This window comes from Microlunatus flavus, from assembly GCF_900110855.1.
Taxonomy (GTDB): domain Bacteria; phylum Actinomycetota; class Actinomycetes; order Propionibacteriales; family Propionibacteriaceae; genus Microlunatus; species Microlunatus flavus.
This window is the reverse complement of record NZ_FOFA01000002.1, coordinates 108,243-124,126: the sequence shown is the minus strand read 5'-3', so window position 1 is coordinate 124,126 and position 15,884 is coordinate 108,243. Positions and strand designations below refer to the sequence as shown.

Annotated in this window: 18 protein-coding genes; 14 read left to right on the top strand and 4 right to left on the bottom strand. The window is 73.2% G+C overall.

Annotated features, from left to right (window positions below; all coding sequences use genetic code 11):
- Positions 1-28: 28 nt before the first annotated feature.
- The 6 genes from BMY04_RS04970 to BMY04_RS22640 all read left to right on the top strand — a co-directional run bounded on the left by BMY04_RS04970 (position 29) and on the right by BMY04_RS22640 (position 5,351).
- Positions 29-733 carry a class I SAM-dependent methyltransferase gene (locus BMY04_RS04970; RefSeq protein WP_198409951.1) on the top strand — a complete coding sequence of 235 codons (705 nt, stop codon included), beginning with the start codon at positions 29-31 and terminating at the stop codon, positions 731-733.
- Positions 734-789: 56 nt separating this feature from the next.
- A complete protein-coding gene (locus tag BMY04_RS04965; protein ID WP_139209751.1) occupies positions 790-1,590 on the top strand; it encodes a GAF and ANTAR domain-containing protein in 801 nt (266 codons plus the stop codon).
- Positions 1,591-1,699: 109 nt separating this feature from the next.
- Complete coding sequence (locus tag BMY04_RS04960) at positions 1,700-2,653, top strand: manganese catalase family protein (protein ID WP_091178056.1); 954 nt, start codon at positions 1,700-1,702, stop codon at positions 2,651-2,653.
- 47 nt (positions 2,654-2,700) lie between these two features.
- Entirely contained in the window at positions 2,701-3,684 is a 984-nt protein-coding gene (locus tag BMY04_RS04955) for a hypothetical protein (RefSeq protein WP_139209750.1), read from the top strand.
- An 84-nt stretch (positions 3,685-3,768) separates the two neighbouring features.
- Complete coding sequence (locus tag BMY04_RS04950; protein ID WP_170854002.1) at positions 3,769-4,584, top strand: PIG-L deacetylase family protein; 816 nt, start codon at positions 3,769-3,771, stop codon at positions 4,582-4,584.
- Positions 4,581-5,351, top strand: a complete 771-nt coding sequence (locus tag BMY04_RS22640) for a glycosyltransferase (RefSeq protein ID WP_170854001.1) — start codon at positions 4,581-4,583, stop codon at positions 5,349-5,351. The genes BMY04_RS04950 and BMY04_RS22640 overlap by 4 nt, the downstream gene beginning before the upstream one ends.
- A 43-nt stretch (positions 5,352-5,394) precedes the next feature.
- On the opposite strand, the gene BMY04_RS04940 is transcribed toward BMY04_RS22640, so the two are convergent.
- The 3 genes from BMY04_RS04940 to BMY04_RS04930 all read right to left on the bottom strand — a co-directional run bounded on the left by BMY04_RS04940 (position 5,395) and on the right by BMY04_RS04930 (position 7,411).
- On the bottom strand, positions 5,395-5,883 hold the full coding sequence (locus BMY04_RS04940; RefSeq protein WP_091178053.1) for a MarR family winged helix-turn-helix transcriptional regulator: 489 nt from the start codon (positions 5,881-5,883) through the stop codon (positions 5,395-5,397).
- A 9-nt stretch (positions 5,884-5,892) separates the two neighbouring features.
- Positions 5,893-6,648 carry an SDR family NAD(P)-dependent oxidoreductase gene (locus BMY04_RS04935; protein WP_091178052.1) on the bottom strand — a complete coding sequence of 252 codons (756 nt, stop codon included), beginning with the start codon at positions 6,646-6,648 and terminating at the stop codon, positions 5,893-5,895.
- A 73-nt stretch (positions 6,649-6,721) separates the two neighbouring features.
- The gene (locus tag BMY04_RS04930; RefSeq protein ID WP_170854000.1) at positions 6,722-7,411 is read right to left on the bottom strand and encodes a FadR/GntR family transcriptional regulator; all 690 of its coding nucleotides are present in this window, start codon (positions 7,409-7,411) and stop codon (positions 6,722-6,724) included.
- A gap of 155 nt (positions 7,412-7,566) precedes the next feature.
- Between BMY04_RS04930 and BMY04_RS04925 the strand changes: the two genes are divergently transcribed.
- The 7 genes from BMY04_RS04925 (at position 7,567) to BMY04_RS04895 (ending at position 14,285) form a co-directional block, all read left to right on the top strand.
- Positions 7,567-8,475 (top strand): proline iminopeptidase-family hydrolase, encoded by a 909-nt coding sequence (locus BMY04_RS04925; RefSeq protein ID WP_091178050.1) that lies wholly within the window; start codon positions 7,567-7,569, stop codon positions 8,473-8,475.
- A gap of 83 nt (positions 8,476-8,558) precedes the next feature.
- Positions 8,559-9,986 carry an APC family permease gene (locus BMY04_RS04920; RefSeq protein WP_198409950.1) on the top strand — a complete coding sequence of 476 codons (1,428 nt, stop codon included), beginning with the start codon at positions 8,559-8,561 and terminating at the stop codon, positions 9,984-9,986.
- The gene (locus tag BMY04_RS04915; RefSeq protein ID WP_091178048.1) at positions 9,983-10,918 is read left to right on the top strand and encodes an acetamidase/formamidase family protein; all 936 of its coding nucleotides are present in this window, start codon (positions 9,983-9,985) and stop codon (positions 10,916-10,918) included. The genes BMY04_RS04920 and BMY04_RS04915 overlap by 4 nt, the downstream gene beginning before the upstream one ends.
- Before the next feature lie 231 nt (positions 10,919-11,149).
- Entirely contained in the window at positions 11,150-12,082 is a 933-nt protein-coding gene (locus tag BMY04_RS04910) for a DUF1444 domain-containing protein (RefSeq protein WP_091178047.1), read from the top strand.
- A gap of 31 nt (positions 12,083-12,113) precedes the next feature.
- The gene (locus tag BMY04_RS04905; protein ID WP_198409949.1) at positions 12,114-12,734 is read left to right on the top strand and encodes a nucleoside deaminase; all 621 of its coding nucleotides are present in this window, start codon (positions 12,114-12,116) and stop codon (positions 12,732-12,734) included.
- Between the two features lie 184 nt (positions 12,735-12,918).
- Complete coding sequence (locus BMY04_RS04900) at positions 12,919-13,314, top strand: DoxX family protein (protein ID WP_091178046.1); 396 nt, start codon at positions 12,919-12,921, stop codon at positions 13,312-13,314.
- A gap of 38 nt (positions 13,315-13,352) precedes the next feature.
- Positions 13,353-14,285, top strand: a complete 933-nt coding sequence (locus BMY04_RS04895; RefSeq protein WP_091178045.1) for an oxidoreductase — start codon at positions 13,353-13,355, stop codon at positions 14,283-14,285.
- 3 nt (positions 14,286-14,288) lie between these two features.
- On the opposite strand, the gene BMY04_RS04890 is transcribed toward BMY04_RS04895, so the two are convergent.
- The gene (locus BMY04_RS04890) at positions 14,289-14,912 is read right to left on the bottom strand and encodes a TetR/AcrR family transcriptional regulator (protein WP_091178507.1); all 624 of its coding nucleotides are present in this window, start codon (positions 14,910-14,912) and stop codon (positions 14,289-14,291) included.
- A 61-nt stretch (positions 14,913-14,973) separates the two neighbouring features.
- On the opposite strand from BMY04_RS04890, the gene BMY04_RS04885 reads away from it, so the two are divergent.
- Positions 14,974-15,855 (top strand): NAD(P)H-binding protein, encoded by an 882-nt coding sequence (locus tag BMY04_RS04885; RefSeq protein ID WP_091178044.1) that lies wholly within the window; start codon positions 14,974-14,976, stop codon positions 15,853-15,855.
- Positions 15,856-15,884: the final 29 nt, after the last annotated feature.

Below are 15,884 nucleotides of genomic sequence, written 5' to 3'. Positions count from 1 at the left end.
TGCCATCGCGTCCGGTCCCGCGCGGGCCGTGGCAGACCTCGTCGCAACCAGGGTCTCCCCGCGGGAGAAGATCACCTGGGCCGCCCGACGTGGCGGCCGACGACGGGGGGCAGGGATCATCCGTATCGCAGACCCGGACCGGGCCTCAGGGCCGACGGGCGGACCACCGGACTTCGACGCGCTGTACCGCGCGGACCCCGACCCCTGGGAGGTCGGCACGAGCGCGTACGAGCGGCGAAAGCGGGCGGTCGTCCTCGCCTGCCTCCGGCGCGACCGGTACACGCTCGCGTGGGACCCGGCCTGCGGGACCGGCCACCTCACCGCCGACCTGGCCTCCCGCTGCGACCAGGTGCACGCCGCCGACGCCTCGGCGGAGGCCGTCCGCCTGACCGCAGAGCGGTGCGCCGACCTGCCGGTCACCGTCCGGCACCGAGCGCTGCCCGCGGCACCCGACCCGGGGTCGCGGCCCGACCTGGTCGTGGTGAGCGAGGTCTTCTACTACCTGTCCGACGCCCAGCGGGCCGCGACCGTGGCGCTGGTCGACGAGCGGGCCGCCCGGGCGTGCGAGGTCGTCGCCGTCCACTGGGACGGCGCTCCCGACGACGCCTGGCTGAGCGGGCCCGCCGGCCAGCTGGAGCTCGTCAGCCGGCTCGCCGAGCGCGGCTGGGTCCACCGCATCCACCACGACGACGACGGCTTCCTGCTCGACACGCTCACCCGCGGTCCCGCCTGAGACACGCGCACCGGGACCGTTCCGCGGGCGTCCTCACGGCGTACGAGAATGGGCGCGTGGTTGCGGTGACTTCAGGGCAGGCTCCTGCGCGTGGGCCGTACGGCGTCTCCTCCCCCGAGGTGCTGACCCTGGTCGAGGACTACCTGAGCGAGACGGCCGGCCGGGCGCACCATCGCCTCGGCGACGTCCTCGGCGTCGCCCTGACCACGGCCGTGGCCGGCGGCGACCCGATGACGACCGGGTCCAGCACCGAGCGGGCGGCCAAGATCGACCAGACGCAGTACGCGATCGGGCTCGGCCCCTGCCTCCTGGCGCTGTCCGGGGCGGGCGAGCTCTACGTGCCCGACCTCGCCTCCGACCCGCGCTGGGGCGACTACGGTCCGGCGGCCGCGGAGCTCGGCGCGCGCTCCTGCATCTCGGTGCCCGTGACCGACGGCGACGAGCGGGTGATCGGGGTGCTCAAGGTCTACTCCGCCGCGGTCGACGGCCTCGACGCCACCCAGCGGGACACCGCCCGCCGCGTGGCGCTGGCCATGGCGGGCAGCTTGGGCCTGGCGAGCGCGCTGATGGCGACCTCCTCCGAGCTGCAGGACCGCATCGAGGCGATGGACGCCCGGCGCACGATCGACCTGGCCACCGGCGTCCTCATGGGCCGGCTCGGCCTGAGCGCCGACGCGGCCTTCGAGGCGCTGCGCCGCGAGTCGCAGAACGCGAACGTCAAGCTCCGCGAGGTGGCCGCCGGGCTGCTGTCGGTGACCTCGCCCGACGGCGACGGGAAGGACGCGGCCGACGCCTCCGGGTCGAATGCCCGGGCACCCTTCAGCCGCCGCGGCGACGTGCCGGTCGCCGGGCGCTGACGCGGCCGCCCACCGCGGTGGGCGCTGCTCGCGGTACGTTGACCACGCGGTTCTGCAGCGACATCAGCCGCTCCTCGAGCACGTTTGTGCCCGTCACCAAGGAGCAACGATGTACCTCCACCGCCAGCAGCTGATCAACGAGATCGCCATCGACGAGCCGGACCCCGCCGCCGCGAACGCCCTCCAGGAGGGTCTGGGCGGCCAGTTCGGCGAGATGCGCACGATGATGCAGTACCTCTTCCAGTCGATGAACTTCCGCGGCGACCCCTCCTCCAAGCCCTACAAGGACCTGCTGCAGGGCGTCGGCACCGAGGAGATCAGCCACGTCGAGCTGATCGGCACGACGATCGCCCGCCTCCTCGACGGGGCCCCCGGCTACAAGGGCAAGAAGTCCGACCCGGTCGACGAGCCCGGCGCCAAGGGTGCGACCACGCTGTCGATCGCCAAGGACACCGGCAACATCCACCACTTCCTGGTGGGCGCCCAGGGCGCGCTGCCGGTCGACTCCGTGGGCAACCCGTGGAGCGGCTCGTACGTCTACAACTCCGGCAACCTCGTGCTCGACCTGCTCTACAACCTCATGCTGGAGAGCACCGGCCGGCTGCAGAAGTGCCGCATCTACGAGATGACCGACAACAAGGCGGCCCGCTCGACGATCGCCTACCTGATCGTGCGTGACCAGGCCCACGAGAACGCGTTCGCCAAGGCGCTGGAGTCGCTCGGCGTCGACTGGGGCAAGACCCTGCCGATCCCGAAGACGAACGCCGAGCAGTTCCCCGAGGTCAAGAAGCTCGTCGACCAGGGCCTGCAGAGCGTGCAGTACACGTTCGACATCGACGACGCCAGCCAGGCGGCCAAGCTCTACCGCGGCGCCTCGCCGAGCAACGACGGCACCGAGCTGAGCACGCAGACAATCCCCGAGGGCGGCATGCCGATCACCATCGCGCCGGAGCGCAAGGAGGAGTTCGCGCCGGGTCTCGACCCGGAGCTGCTCGCGCTCATCCAGGCCACCGCCGAGGTCGAGATCGCCTCGATCGAGAAGACCGACACCACGACCGCCTGACCCGACCCCCCGGCGAGGGCCCGGTCACGGACGTCATCATGGCGGCCGTGACCGGGCCCTTGACGACTCTCGAGCCGCTGCCGGCGGCCCTCCCGCTGCCCGCGACGTACGACCCGTACGCCCCGGGCGACGACCAGCGGGCGGTGCTCGCCGCGCTCGTCGACCGCCGACCGTGGGCCGGCGTGGCGTGGCCGGACCTGGTCGAGGAGCTGCTCGCGCTCGGCCGTACCGACGTCCCGCTCGCCAAGCTCGCCGAGTCGCACGTCGACGCGGTCCGCATCCTCGGGCAGGCCGGCGTCGCGCCGGCGCCGGGCGCGCTCTACGGCGTCTGGGCGTCGCGGTCGGCGAGCACCGGGCTCACCGCCGTCGAGCGGGGCTCCGACCTCGAGGTGTCGGGCACGCTGCGGTTCGCGTCGGGCGCCGTCCTGCTCGACCGGGCGCTGGTGCCGGTGTGGCCCGACGAGCACCACCACCTGCTGCTCGACCTGGACGTGACGGGCCTGCCCACCGACGCCTCGTTCTGGCGGACGTCGGCCATGGCGCCCAGCCGGACGGTCGAGATCCGGCTCGACCGGCACCTCGTGCCGCGCGACGCCCAGCGCGGCGACGTCGACTTCTACCTGTCGCGCCCGGGGTTCCAGGCCGGCGGGGCTGGCGTCGCCGCCTGCTGGGCCGGCGGCCTCGCCCGTGTCCTGGACGTGCTGCGTGCCTTCCACCCCCGCCCGAACCCGGCCCAGCAGGCGCGGTTCGGTCGGATCCACGCCGACCTGGTCGCCGCGATCGGCGCCGTCCGGTCCGGCGGCCGTCTGCTCGACGATCCCGCGACGGACACCACCGCGGTCGCCCTCGAGGTCCGCACCGTCGTCGCGGCAGCCGTGCACCGCGCGCTCGCGGAGGCGCGGCTCCTCACCGGACCCACCGGGCTGGCCCTCGACGACGCGGTCGCGCACGCGGTCCCCGACCTCGAGCTCTACACGCTCCAGCACAACCTCGACGCGGCGCTCGCCGCCCTCGGTGCGGCAGGCCGGTGAGCCACCGCCCAGCCGGTGCTCGGGACGCACCTAGGCTCGGCGAGGATCAGGGCTCGTAGGCGGAGCTGGCCGAGGAGGTCGCTGGTGGTCGAGGTCGTTCGCGACGCGGGGACGGACGGGCCTGCGGTGACCGGGGCGGGGCACCACGTCGACGTGTGGCGGCGCCGCGCCTCCGCGAGCCCGCGGGTGGACGTCGACGCGCTCCGCGGTCTCGCCGGCGACGGAGCCGCCCTGCTCGCGTTCTCGGCCCATCCCGACGACGAGTCGATCGGCGCGGGGCGTCTGCTCTCCGCCTGGAGGCGCTCGGGCGGCCGGGCGCGAGCCGTCCTGGCGACGGCGGGCGAGGCGTGCGTCGACCACGTCGGGGCACGACCTCCCGGTCTGGCCGCCCGGCGGCTCGCCGAGTGGCACGCCGCCCTGGCGGTCCTCGACGTCGAGGCCGGGGAGACGTACGGGCTCCCCGACAGCGGCCTCGAAGGCGCCCAGGCCGCGCTGGACGCCGCGGTGGGCCGGACCGTGGACCAGGCCCTGGCCCTGATCCGGACGGAGCCGGGCCCGCCCTGGCCGCTCGTGCTGCTCGCGCCCCACCCCCTCGACCCGCACCCCGACCACCGCGCCGTGGGCCGCGCGGTCGGCGCCGCCGCGGCCCGGGCGGGAGTGCCGGTCTGGTACTTCGGCGTCTGGTTGACCTACTGGGGCGACCCGGCCACCGACCTCGGCGGCCACCTCGTCCGCGTCCGCGTCGAGGAGGCCGACGACCGGGCGTGGGAGGACGCCGTGCAGTGCTTCCGGAGCCAGGTCGCCCCGCTCGCCGACGGCTGGGGCGCGGTCGTGCCGCCGGAGATGCTCGCGCACCACGACCAGCAGCTCCTGGTGCTGCCGGACGGAGCGCTGCCGTGACGGTTCCGGTGCCTGTCGTCGATGCTCCCGACGTCCTCGTGGCCGTGCCGGCGCGCGACGAGGAGGACGCGATCGAGGCCTGCCTGGCCGCCGTCGTCGCCGCTCTGGAGGTCGCCCGGACGACGGGACGGGTCGCCCGGGTCCGGGTCGCGGTCGCCGCCCACCGCTGCCGCGACGCGACCGCCGAGCGCGCCCGCACGCTGCTGCGGGCGAGCGGCCTGGAGCACGTCGTCGTCGACGACGAGCGCTCGTCGACGGTCGGGGAGGTCCGCAGCGCGCTGGTCCGGGCCGCCCTGCGGACCGCGCCGGGGCTCGAGGTGGACCGCACCTGGCTGCTGTCCACCGACGCCGACACCGTGGTCGGGCCCGACTGGGTGACCGGCCTGCTGGACGTGGCCGCGCGGACCGGCGCCGACCTCGTCGCCGGCTTCGTCGCGCTCGACGGCTGGCGCCCCGACCGGCACGCGGCGGCGGCGTACGACGAGATCCTGCAGGCCGGGCTGACCGCCGAGGGCCACCGGCACGTGTGGGCGGCGAACCTCGCCGTCTCGGCCGCCGCCTTCGAGGCGGCCGGCGGCTTCCCGTCCGTCGTCCACGGCGAGGAACGCGTCCTCGCCGAGCACGTGGCCGCCGCCGGCGGCCTGGTCGTCGGCTCGTTGTCCCCGGTCGTCATGACCTCGGCCCGCATGCCGGGCCGCGCCGCCCACGGGCTCGGTGACCTCCTGCGCCGCCTGTCCGCCGACGACGGCGTGGCCGAGGCCTCCTGACCCTGGCGACGCCGGTCCTCGTCGCCGCGGTTCGGCGTCCCCGCTAGTCCGTGCCGTCGGTCCGGCTGCTCGGGGCCGGTCCGCGCGCAGCCAGGTACGCCTCGATCCGCGCCGTCGCCTCCTGCAGCACCCGACGGGCGACGGCCAGGTCGGCCTCGTCGGCGCCGGCGAAGGAGACGTCCAGGGCCAGCGCCACCGGGTCGGGCAGGCGCGACCACAGGGCCCGGCCCGCGTCGGTGATGCTGAGCCGTCGCTGGCGCTGGTCGGCGGCGTCGGCGTGCTGGTCGACCAGGCCCTTGCGCACGAGCGTGGCGACGACACCGCTCAGCGTCGCGCGTTCCACCCGTAGCAGCCGGCTCAGGTCGCGCTGCAGCGTGGGCCCGACGTTCACGAGCCGGTGCAGCACGTACCACTGCGTCGGCCCCAGGTCGTGCTCGCGCAGCGTCGACTCGATCAGGGCGCGGGAGGCGTTGTGGTAGCTCTTCGCCCACGCCCCGACCGAGTCGTGCTGGTCGCGCTCCTCGTCAGCCATCCGCCATGGCTACCACGGGATGGGCGACGCCTCCCACCGCGTGAAGGTGTGGCTCGGCCCGTCCGGACCGAGCAGCGCCACCCGGACGACCTCCCGGGACCCGTCCTCGACCGACTCCGTGCCGGCGAAGTTGTTGAGCGCCGTGCTGGTGAAGCCCGGCGAGACGAGGTTGATCTTGATGTCGGTGTCCTCGAGCTCGATCATCATCGCCATCGTCATGGCGTTCTCCGCGGTCTTCGAGGCCGCGTAGCCGGGGCCGTACATCTTCCGGTACGGGAAGGAGGGGTCGGCGGTCGAGGCGAGAGAGCCGACGCCGCTCGAGACGTTCACGATGCGCGCGTCCGACGACTCGCGCAGCAGCGGCAGCATGGCCTGGTAGACGGCGAGCACCCCGAAGACGTTGACGTCCCAGATGGCGCGGACCTCGTCGAGCGACGCGGTGCTGGCCGTCGAGGACGCCGCCATCTCCTCCGGCGTCTGGGTCCCCGAGCGCGTGTTGGAGATGCCGGCGTTGCTGACGAGCAGGTCGAGCCGACCGTGCTCGGCGCGGATCCGGTCGGCCGCCGCGGCGATCGAGGCCAGGTCGGTGACGTCGATCTGGAGCGCGGTGGCCCCCTCACCGATGCCGGCGGCAGCGGCCTCGCCGCGCGCGAGGTCCCGCGCACCGACGTACACGCTCACGCCGGCGGCGACGAGCTCCTTGGCGACCTGGAGCCCGACTCCCTGATTGGCTCCGGTGATCAGAGCGATGCGGTCCTGCGGCATGACTGTCCTTCCTCTCAAATCGTCTGCTACCTCTCGATTATTCGTCAGGCGGCTTACGAAAGCAAGAGCCAGGTCAGCGGGCCGCGGCACGCTCCAGCGAACGTTCCATCGTGCGGTAGGTCAGGACGAAGTGGCCCTGCGCGATCCGCTGGGCCCGCTCGGCGTCCCCCTCGACCACGGCCGCCACCAGCTCGGCGTGCTCGTGCAGCGCCTGGTCGAAGAACTCGCGCTCGTACGGCTCCGCGCCGAACCCGAGCGTCGCCGCCGCCGTGAGGTGGGCGCTGAGCGCGGTAAGGTGCGGGTTGGCCGCGGCCGCGCAGACGAGGCCGTGCAGCCGCCGGTCCCAGGCCCGCGCGAGCTCCATGTCCTCACCCGTGGTGCCGAAAGCGGCCAGCGCCTCGGTCAGCTCCGTGCGCTGCTCGGGCGTACGCCGCTCTGCTGCGGTCCGGGCGATGAGGCCCTCCACCAGGCAGCGGTAGTCGAAGAGGTCCCGCAGCCGCGGCAGCTCCGTCTCCAGGGTCCGGCGCGCCTCGTCGGGCGCGACGTCCTCCCACGCCTGGCTCGTGACGAAGGTCCCGCCGTGGCGACCACGCCTGGCGATCACGAGCCCGAGGTCGCCGAGCCGCTGCAGCGCCTGGCGGACCGTCACGCGGCTGACCTCGAGCCTCGTGGCGAGCTCGCGCTCGGACGGCAGCCGCTCGCCCGGTGAGAAGGTGCCGATCGCGATGGCGGTCACGAGCCGGTTCGCGACGTCCTCGGTCACGCTCGCGGGGCGCAGGCTCCCGGCCGCTGTCACAAGACCGTCACGAGACGGGTCGTCCAAAGGTATTGAGACCACACCTTTTCGATGTTTGACTGCCTTCGCCCGCTATCGATCTCTCGGGGGAGCTGGACGTGAGCAGTGTAGGAGCGACGCCTGTGGCGGTCGCGGAGCCGTCGACGACGGGGACCGTGCCCTTCCGGGGGCACGAGACCTGGTACCGCGTGACCGGGACGCTCGACCCGGACGCCGCGCAGGCCCCGCTGGTGGTGCTGCACGGCGGACCCGGGGCCGCGCACAACTACACGCTGGCGATGACCTCGCTGGCGGGCGACGGCCGGGCGGTCGTGCACTACGACCAGCTCGGGTGCGGCCGGAGCACCCACCTGCCCGACGCGGACCCGTCCTTCTGGACCGTCGAGCTCTTCGTCGCCGAGCTCCGCGCGGTCGTCGAGCACCTCGGCATCGCCGGACGGTTCCACCTGCTCGGTCAGTCGTGGGGCGGCATGCTCGGCCCGGAGGTCGTCCTGTCCGACGACAGCGGCATCCTCTCGCTCACGATCTGCGACAGCCCGGCGTCCATGCCGCTGTGGCTGCAGGCCGCGAACGAGCTGCGCGACGAGCTGCCGGCCGACGTTCAGGCGACGCTGCTCGCCCACGAGGAGGCCGGGACGACGGACTCGCAGGCGTACCGCGACGCCGAGAAGGTGTTCTACGACCGCCACGTCTGCCGGGTCGTGCCCAACCCGCCCGAGGTCACCGCGAGCTTCGACCAGATCGACGACGACCCGACCGTCTACCACGCCATGAACGGGCCGAGCGAGTTCCACGTCGTCGGCTCCCTCAAGGAGTGGTCCGTGGTCGACCGCGTCGACGCCATCCGCGTCCCGACGCTCGTCGTCGCCGGCGCGTACGACGAGGCCAAGCCGATCGTCTGGCAACCGTTCGTCGACCGCATCCCCGACGTCCGCAGCCACGTGTTCGGCGAGTCGAGCCACATGCCCCACGTCGAGGAGCCCGACGCCTTCACCGAGGTCGTCGGGTCGTTCCTCCGCGAGCACGACTGATCCACGCAGGCTCCCCGAGCTCGTCGAAGGGCACGCGCCCGGAGCTCACCAAGCGCACACACCCCACGCACCGAAGGACCCACATGCCCATGCAGCCCGAGGCGCCCGCCTCCGAGCTCGCCGAGTTCGGCTACAAGCAGGAGCTCAACCGCACGCTCTCCACCACCGACCTGATCGTCTACGGGTTGGTCTTCATGGTGCCGATCGCCCCGTGGGCGATCTTCGGCGTCGTCTACAACGCGTCGTCCGGCATGGTGCCGCTCGTCTACCTCATCGGCCTGGTCGCGATGATCTTCACCGCGCTGTCGTACGCGCAGATGAGCAAGGCCTTCCCCATCGCCGGCTCGGTCTACTCCTACGTCGGCCGCGCCCTGCACCCCGTGCTCGGCTTCTTCGCCGGCTGGACGATCCTGCTCGACTACCTGCTGGTGCCGACGCTGCTCTACGTGTTCGCCGCCGAGTCGATGGCGGGCATCTTCCCCGGCGTCCCCAAGCCCTTGTGGATCATCGTCTTCCTCATCATCAACACCGCGGTCAACTACGTCGGGATCTCCTTCACCGCGATCGTCAACCGCCTCTTCCTCGCCGCGGAGCTCCTCTTCGTCGTGATCTTCGTGATCATGGCGATCGTCGCGATCAACCGCGGGGTCGACGGCGCGACGTTCACGACCACGCCGCTGTTCAACGCCGACCTCTTCACCCCGCAGCTCGCGGCCGCGGCACTGTCCATCGCGGTGCTGAGCTTCCTCGGCTTCGACGGGATCGCGACGCTCAGCGAGGAGGCCAAGGGCGGGCGCCGCTCTGCCGGCATCGCCATGATCAGCGGTCTCGTCCTGGTCGCGATCTTCTTCGTCACCCAGACCTGGCTCGCCGCCATGCTCGTCCCCGGCACCACGCAGTTCGGCGACGACGAGGTCAACAATGCCTTCTTCGGCATCGTCGGCAAGATCAGCGGGAGCGCCTGGATGGTCGCCTTCCTGGCCATGAACGCGCTCGCCGTCGGCATCGCCAACGCCGTCGCCGCCCAGAGCGCCACCTCGCGGCTGCTGTTCTCCATGAGCCGCGACGGTCGCCTGCCGCGTTTCCTGGCGCACATCGACCCGCAGAGCAAGGCGCCGCGGCGGGCGATCCTCGTCGTCGCCGGCCTGACCCTGGTCCTCGGGCTCGTCTTCGTCGGCCAGATCGACATCATCTCGACGCTCGTCAACTTCGGCGCCCTGACCAGCTTCCTGCTGCTGCACGTGTCGGTGATCGGCTACTACGCGGTCAAGCGCCGCAGCAAGAACGTCTTCCTGCACTGGATCTCGCCGGTGCTGGGCTTCCTGATCATCGGCTTCGTGCTCTGGAACGCCGACGCCTCCGCCAAGATCGGGGGCGTCATCTGGCTCGGCATCGGCGCCCTGGTCCTCCTGTACTACGTCCGCAAGGGCACCGGGGTCCTCGAGGAGCACGCGGCCGACCCGTTCCGGACGGCCGAGTCCGACGCGAGCCTCGAGGCGGACCGCGCATGAGCGAGCACTTCCTCGGGAAGGAGCACGGTGTCGCGGCCTTCAGCCCGACCCGTGAACCCGTCCTGCGCGTCACCCCCGGCGCCGGCGACCGGATCACCTTCGAGACCGACGACGCGGCGTACGCGCAGATGGAGCAGTTCGGCGACCTCGGCAAGGTCACTGCGACCATCAACCCGGTCACCGGGCCCGTGTTCGTCGAGGGCGCCGAGCCGGGCGACGTCCTCGCGGTCACGATTCACGCCATCGACGTCGCCGAACAGGGGTGGTCGGTCTCCATCCCCGGCGCCGGCGCGCTGTCGGAGGTCATGGGGCCGGAGTTCTTCGTCCGTCGGGTCCCGGTGCGGGACGGGCGGGTCCAGCTCACCGACACGCTCGACTGCGCGGCGGCGCCGATGATCGGCTGCCTGGGTGTGGCCCCCGCCGGCGTCGAGGGCTCGACGGTCATGCCGACCTACCCCACCGGCGGCAACATGGACCTCACCGACGCTCGTGTCGGCAGCACCGTCTACCTGCCCGTGCAGGTGCCGGGGGCGCTGCTCAGCGTGGGCGACCTGCACGCCGTTATGGCCCGGGCCGAGTCGACGTTCGTCGCGATCGAGATCGCCGGAACGGCCACGCTGAGCGTCGACCTGGTCAAGGGCAAGGCCCTGCGCGGGCCGCAGGTCGACACCGGGGAGGAGTGGGTGTGCGTCGGGCTCGGCGACCCCGTGCAGGACTCGATCGTCATGGCGTACGAGTCGTTGTTCGAGGTCATGCGCGAGCACGGCTGGAGCCGCGAGGACGCGTACGTCGTGCTCAGCGCACTGGGCCACACGGAGCTGGGCGGGCCGACGGGCTCGTCCGACCCGGACCCGCTGCACCCGTTCCGCGCGGTCGGCGCCGTCACCCTCGCCCGGATCGCCAAGGACGTCCTGCTGCGCGGCGGCCGCTGACCCCGGGGTCGGGTCGACGCCCTTCCCCGCCGACCCGGCCGACTCGCCCCTGATCGCGTCTGCTCGATCTTCTCGAGCCTGCTCGCTCTGCTGGGCGCGCAGACTTCAGAAGGCCGAGCAGACGCGTTCGGGGCTCGGGCACGGCCGACCCTCGGCGCCAGTAGCCCGGGCAGCGCCGGTGGGGTCGGCCGCCGACCCGCGGGCTTCGGAGCGGGCTCGTAGGGTGAAGCGGTGCCTCTCTTCGGTCGTTGGAGGAAGAAGCCGGAGCCGCCCGAGCCGCTGCCCTCCGACAGCGAGCTGGTCCCGCTGGACGTCGAGCAGGCGGCGCTGCTGCGCCGGCTCGTGCAGGGAGACCTCGCGCGTCGCGGGATCGAGGGCGAGGTGTTCGACGGGCACGTCGTCACGGCCGACCACCAGATCGGGCTGCACAACCTCGCCAAGACCGTCGCGACGGAACCGCAGGGCACCTGGCCGCGGATGGTCACGCACCACCTCGACCTGATGCTCGCGCCGTCGGGCGCCGACGAGATGAGCGACGAGCACCTGCGTCACGCGGTGTACGCCCGCGTCGCCCAGGACTCACCCGAGCTGCGCGAGATGTTCCCCGACGCGCGCCACCTCGCCCCCGGGCTGGCCCTCGTGCTCAGCATCGACTACCCCGAGCGGGTCGCCACCGTCGCGCAGCCCTTCTACGAGGAGCGCGGCGGGCTCGACCAGTGGTGGGTGATCGGCATGGGCAACCTGCGCCGGCTGCTCGAGACCGAGCACTTCGACCGCTACGCCATGGGCGAGGACAGCCCGATGCCCCGTTTCGACATCGTGGAGGGCGAGTCGGTCTACACCGCCAGCCTCGCCGCGAGCCTGCCCGACCTGCTGACCCTCGTCGGCCAGTCCGACGTGGGACGCGGCGTGCTGGTGGCGGTCCCGGACCGCAAGCGCGTGGTGCTGCGCGCGGTCGAGGGGGCGGAGACGCTGCCGGCCATCGCCGAGATCGCCAAGGTGACCCACGCGGCGTACACGTCCTCGGCCGGTCCGCTGAGCCCGCACGTCTTCCTCGTCGACGCCGAGGGGTGGCACCAGCTCACCTCGATCGCCGACGGAACCATCTCGATCATGCTCGGAGCTGAGTCGGTGCGCGCGTTCGACCTGGACGACCGCGGCTGAGCGTCGCCCGACCACCCCTAGCCTGTCGCCCGTGGACGCGCGCGAGCTGACGACGAGCTACCGGATCGAGCTGCCCGGATGGGTGGCGGACGAGGTCGCCGACGTCCCCGACGTGCTCGACACCCTCGAGGACCGGATGCGGCTGGTGCACCGCCTCGCCGGGCGGAACTTCCTCGAGGGCGGCGGCGGCCCCTTCGCCGCGGTCGTCGTCGAGCGCGACTCCGGCCGGCTCGTCTCCGTCGGCGTCAACGTCGTCCTGGGCACGGGCATCTCGTCGGGCCACGCCGAGGTCACCGCGCTCGGCCTCGCCCAGGCCCGCCTGGGTTCGTGGGACCTCGGGGCCGACGGCCTCCCCGCGCACGAGCTCGTCGTCAACTGGCGCCCCTGCGTCCAGTGCTACGGCGCGACGCTCTGGTCGGGCGTGCGGTCGCTCGTCGTCGCCGGCGACGGGCCGGAGCTAGAGCAGCTGACCGGCTTCGACGAGGGTCCGATGGTCCTCGACTGGCGCGACCAGTTCCGCGCCCGCGGCATCGACGTCACCACCGACGTCCTGCGCCGCGAGGCCGTCGCGACCTGGCAGGCGTACGCCGACCACGTCGCCGCGACAGGGGCGGTGGTCTACAACGCCCGGGCCGGAGCCCCCGGCGCCTAAGCGCACCGAACCCCGCACCCCGCACGCCGCACCCCGCCCTCATCCCCGCGAACCGCTGAGGGACGACGGCGATCCGGCCCGAGGGCCCGTCGGGAGTCAGCGGTTCGCCGAGATCGGGACGGCGCGGCCGATGAGGACGGGCCCCACCGCCGGTCCACCTCCTCACCGGACCCGAGGAGCCGCCATGCCCACCCAACCCCGCCGCAGCGTCGCCGTCACCGTGCTCGTCTGGCTGGCCCGGGCCGCGCTGGCCCTGACCTTCCTCGGCGCCGGCGCGAGCAAGCTCGTCGGCGAGCCGGCGATGGTGACGATGTTCGCCGACATCGGCGCCGGGCAGTGGCTCCGCTTCCTCGTCGGCGCGCTCGAGGTCGCCGGTGGCGTCGGTGTGCTCGTGCCGCGGATCAGCGCGCTCGCGGCCGCCGGCCTGGCGCTGCTCATGGTCGGCGCCACCGCCACGAACCTCACCGTCCTGGGCAGCCCGCCCTGGTCGCCCCTGGTCCTGCTGGTCCTCGCCGCGCTCGTGGCCTGGGCCGGACGCGACCGGCTCGTCGGTCGGCGCGCCGCTGCGACCACCGCCTGACCGCTCCCCGGCTCCGGTGGCCTCACTACGCTCGACGTGTGAGCACCGCGAGCGGCTGGACCGAGAACGACATCCCCGACCTCACCGGCCTGCGTGCCGTGGTCACGGGCGCCAACAGCGGGCTCGGCCTGCAGACCGCGCTGCAGCTCGCCCGGCACGGTGCCTGGACCACGCTGGCCTGCCGTAGCGAGGAGCGCGGCCGCGCGGCGGTGGAGCAGGTCCGCAGCCAGCTCGGCGACGGCCCCGGCACAGCCGATCTCGCGATCCTCGACCTCGCCGACCTGTCGTCGGTGCGACGGTTCGCCGAGGACTGGCACGGCCCGCTGGACGTCCTCGTGAACAACGCCGGCGTCATGGCCGTGCCGTACGACCGCACCGTCGACGGCTTCGAGCGCCAGCTGGGGACGAACCACCTCGGCCACTTCGCGCTCACCGGCCTGCTGCTGCCCGCCCTGCGCCAGGCGCGCGCGGCGCGGGTCGTGAACGTGTCGAGCCTGGGGCACCGCATGGGCCGCATCGACTTCGACGACCTGCAGTCGGAGCGGCACTACCAGCGCTGGCTCGCGTACGGGCAGAGCAAGCTCGCGAACCTGCTCTTCACCCGCGAGCTCGTCCGCCGGCTCAACCGCGCCGGTTCGACGGTGGCCGCAGCCGCCGCGCACCCCGGCGGGTCAGACACCGAGCTCTACACCGGGTTCGCTGGCAGCTCGGGCCCGTTCGCGCGGGTCTCCAAGCTGGCCAGCCAGCTGACCGGGCAGCCGGCCTCGGCGGGCGCGCTGCCCAGCCTCTACGCGGCGACCATGCCCGACGTGGTGCCCGGCGACTACTTCGGCCCGTCCGGCGTCGGCGAGGTCCGGGGCACGCCGACCCGCGTCGGGATGAGCGCCCGCGCCCGCGACGCCGTGGTCGGCGAGCGCCTCTGGGACGTCAGCGAGGAGCTCACCGACGTCACGTACGACCTGCCGCGCTGACCCTCAGGTCAGCGAGCCTCGGCCGAGCTCGACGCCGACGACGGCACGGACCGCCTCGAGGTCGACGTCCTCGGCGAGCGCGGCCGCGTCGGGCATGTCGTCGCGCAGGGCCTCCAGGCCGAACAGCGCGCGGCTCCAGAAGCCGAAGACCGTCGCGCCCACCAGCCGTTCGGCCAGCACCGGCGCGTCGTCGGCCGGCACCGTGCACCGTTCGGCGAGGTGCGCGGCCAGCGCCCCCAGGGCGACCCCCACGTACGACGCGTAGAGCGCCCGCGACGCCTCCGGGAGCCGGTCGGCCTCGGTGATGCCCATGCGGCTGATGCGGACGATCGGCGCGTACGCGAGCAGCTGGCGGAACCGTGCGCAATAGCGCACCACCGCCTCGAGCGGCTCGTCGGCGTACTGCGACGGCACCGAGAGGCGCCCCTCGAACAGGGTGTGCAGCCGCTCGATGCAGGCGCCGAACAGCGCCTCCTTGGTCGGGAAGTGCGCGTAGAGCGAGCGCTTCGAGGTCGCCGCGCGGGCCGCGACGACGTCCATCGACGTGCGCTCGTAGCCGAGCTCGAGGAAGACCTGCTTGGCCACGTCGAGGATGTGCTCGTGCAGCACGTCACCACGGCGGGCCATCGACACTCCCTGAAGTAAACGGTACAGTCGAGTTTACTTAGTACCTCGACCAGGAGTGCCCATGATCGTCCTCACCTCCGCCACCGGCCACATCGGTGGCCGCGTCCTCACCGACCTGCTCGCCCACGACGCTGAGGTCCGCGTCGTCGTTCGCGACTCCGCCAAGCTGGACGACGCCGTCCGGCGCCGCTTCGAGGTGGTCCAGGGCTCCCACCGCGACCCCGACGTCGTCGACCGGGCCCTCCGGGGCGCCGACGCCCTCTTCTGGCTGATGCCCGCCGACCCGACCGCGTCGAGCATCTACGAGACCTACCTGACCGCGAGCATCCCCGGGGCAGAGGCGGTCGTGCGCCACGGCGTGCCGCGTGTGGTCACCGTCTCCGCCCTCGGTCGCGGCACGGGCCTCTACGCCGGGCACGTCTCGGCCTCGCTGGCCATGGACGACCTGTTCCGCAGCACCGGGGCGCACGTGCGCGTCCTCGCGAACGCGACGTTCATCGACAACCTCGAGCGGCAGGTGCGCTCGCTCGCCGACGGTGTCCTGACCGGCACCCTGCCCGCCGACCTGAAGCTGCCCATGGTGGCGACGCGCGACATCGGGGACGCCGCCGCCCGGCTGCTGCGCGACGGCACCTGGACCGGGCAGGACACCGTCGACCTCCTGGGGCCCGAGGACCTCTCGCTGGACCATGTCGCGGCGGTCCTCTCCGAGGTCCTCGAGCGGCCGGTCCGCTACGAGCGCGGCGACCGGGCCGCCGACCTGGAGACGTACCAGCGCTACGGGATGTCCGCGGCCGTCGCGCGGGCGCTCGTCGACATGGACGTCGCCAAGGAGCGGGGGCTCGACCTCGCCGTCACCCGCACGCGGGAGAACACCACGCCGACCAGCCTGCGCACGTGGGCGACCGAGGTGCTCCGGCCCCAGGTGGAGGCGCTGGGGTGAGCCGCCGGGCGCCGCGGCGTTCCTGAGCG

Bases quoted from the DNA above. Each gene is read 5' to 3' on its own strand.
- BMY04_RS04960 (WP_091178056.1), top strand. From the start codon at position 1,700: ATGTACCTCCACCGCCAGCAGCTGATCAACGAGATCGCCATCGACGAG.
- BMY04_RS04940 (WP_091178053.1), bottom strand. From the start codon at position 5,883: ATGGCTGACGAGGAGCGCGACCAGCACGACTCGGTCGGGGCGTGGGCG.
- BMY04_RS04935 (WP_091178052.1), bottom strand. From the start codon at position 6,648: ATGCCGCAGGACCGCATCGCTCTGATCACCGGAGCCAATCAGGGAGTC.
- BMY04_RS04920 (WP_198409950.1), top strand. From the start codon at position 8,559: ATGCCCATGCAGCCCGAGGCGCCCGCCTCCGAGCTCGCCGAGTTCGGC.
- BMY04_RS04915 (WP_091178048.1), top strand. From the start codon at position 9,983: ATGAGCGAGCACTTCCTCGGGAAGGAGCACGGTGTCGCGGCCTTCAGC.
- BMY04_RS04900 (WP_091178046.1), top strand. From the start codon at position 12,919: ATGCCCACCCAACCCCGCCGCAGCGTCGCCGTCACCGTGCTCGTCTGG.
- BMY04_RS04890 (WP_091178507.1), bottom strand. From the start codon at position 14,912: ATGGCCCGCCGTGGTGACGTGCTGCACGAGCACATCCTCGACGTGGCC.
- BMY04_RS04885 (WP_091178044.1), top strand. From the start codon at position 14,974: ATGATCGTCCTCACCTCCGCCACCGGCCACATCGGTGGCCGCGTCCTC.